The sequence below is a fragment of the Bartonella sp. MU70NMGDW genome, from assembly GCF_042194085.1.
Taxonomy (GTDB): domain Bacteria; phylum Pseudomonadota; class Alphaproteobacteria; order Rhizobiales; family Rhizobiaceae; genus Bartonella; species Bartonella grahamii.
Genome location: NZ_JBHIMK010000264.1, coordinates 1 through 1,602, shown reverse-complemented (window position 1 = coordinate 1,602; position 1,602 = coordinate 1). Strand labels below are relative to the sequence as shown.

Sequence of the window (1,602 nt, the reverse complement as noted above, 5' to 3'; positions counted from 1 at the left end):
ATAGATGCGTTAGCAAGTATTTTTACACAAAAATCGAATATTCAGCTCTAAAATAAATAAAAAACATGAGACGTGTTCAATCTTTTTTTAAAATATAAAAGCCATTCGTTATTTTTTGAAAACACGGAGATTTTATTGATGATTTTTCACGTCTCACGAGAAATTTTTACACGCCTCACAAACGTCGTGCTCTTCACAAACGCTTTCATGAAATGAATTTAGGGGCATGAAGAGATTTTTAACCAACGCGTAAGTCAGCAACTTTGGTAACATAAGAAAAGGATCATACCAACGTACATTTTTTTAATAAACTATTGATATCCAAATGATTTTATACTCTTCATAAATAGCATTGCCAAGAATTTGTATTAAAAGACATTTCTTTTAAAGAAGCGCATAAACAAGCAATGTAATGGTAGCCTTACATAAAGCCTCTCAATGCACTGCCTCTCAATACCCTCCCTCCCAATGCCCTACCTCCCAATTTCCACCCTCCCAATACCCTGCCTCCCAATGCCCTGCCTCTCAATTTCCACCCTCCCAATGCCCTACCTCCCAATGCCCTACCTCCCAATTTCCACCCTCCCAATGCCCTGCTTCCCAATGCCCTTATGTTCTATGCATAAAGGTCAAGTTGAAGAGAATATATGGAAAACCCTTGGCTCGAAAATATGAAAAGAAGGCATGAGGCTACAACAGAATTTCGCGTGCCTTTATCATCAGAAGCATTAAAAATTCTAAAACAAGCGCGCCTACTGTCTCGTAATGATTTTTTTCGGCCACCTGTCATGGTCCCCTTAGTTCAAAAATTGCTCCCCACCCAAGAATTTTCTGTCACAATATAGGCAACAAACAGAACTTGAGTATAACAACATGGGTTTGGCTCCAGTTTAGGTGATGAGCTTACCGAAAAAAAGATGAGAGCAAGGCGAAAAATTAGCTTTTATCTTTAAGCTTCTCAAATGGAGCAGTCTCCCCATTTCAGAGATCAACGAAACAGAGAGATGCTTATTCTCCTATGCAAAAGCTTGAAATACCAGCATCTTATTCATAAAAAAACAAACCAGCCCCATCATGCTCTTTTCAACTCTGTCTTTCCAACGCTCAATAGGTACTAACTCTTAACTACTGACTCTTCATGATTGCGTTGGTTCATAAAAACCGTAGTGACCTCTCACCTTATGAAGCACAAACACAGGATTTTTTAACGGTGCATGCATAAACCTGAAATAAAAAATAGAACTGTATTAGGAATAAATGACTATAAATCAAATAGTTATATTTTTATTAGCACAATATTTTCAAAGGAAACCACAATTCCCGCACAATAGAAACATTTCATAAAAACAAGAGAAAAAGCTATGGATTAAGAGTGAGATTCATTCACAATGACGGTAGATCAACCAGAGAAGAATAGAACAATCCTATAAGATAAAGAAACTGTCATAAAAGGAAAAACTGTATGAAACATGAAAAAGCATAAAAAAAAACGGGCACAGAAGGCCCGTTTCTTTATTACCTCTACGGAATAAGAGCTTAGAAATCCATTCCGCCCATTCCACCCATTCCGCCACCAGGCATTGGAGGCATTGGTGTATCTTT

Annotated in this window: 1 protein-coding gene; it reads left to right on the top strand. The window is 37.6% G+C overall.

Annotated features, from left to right (window positions below; all coding sequences use genetic code 11):
* The first annotated feature begins 647 nt into the window (after nucleotides 1–647).
* Complete coding sequence (locus ACFIKE_RS10305; protein WP_375649773.1) at nucleotides 648–845, top strand: hypothetical protein; 198 nt, start codon at nucleotides 648–650, stop codon at nucleotides 843–845.
* Nucleotides 846–1,602: the final 757 nt, after the last annotated feature.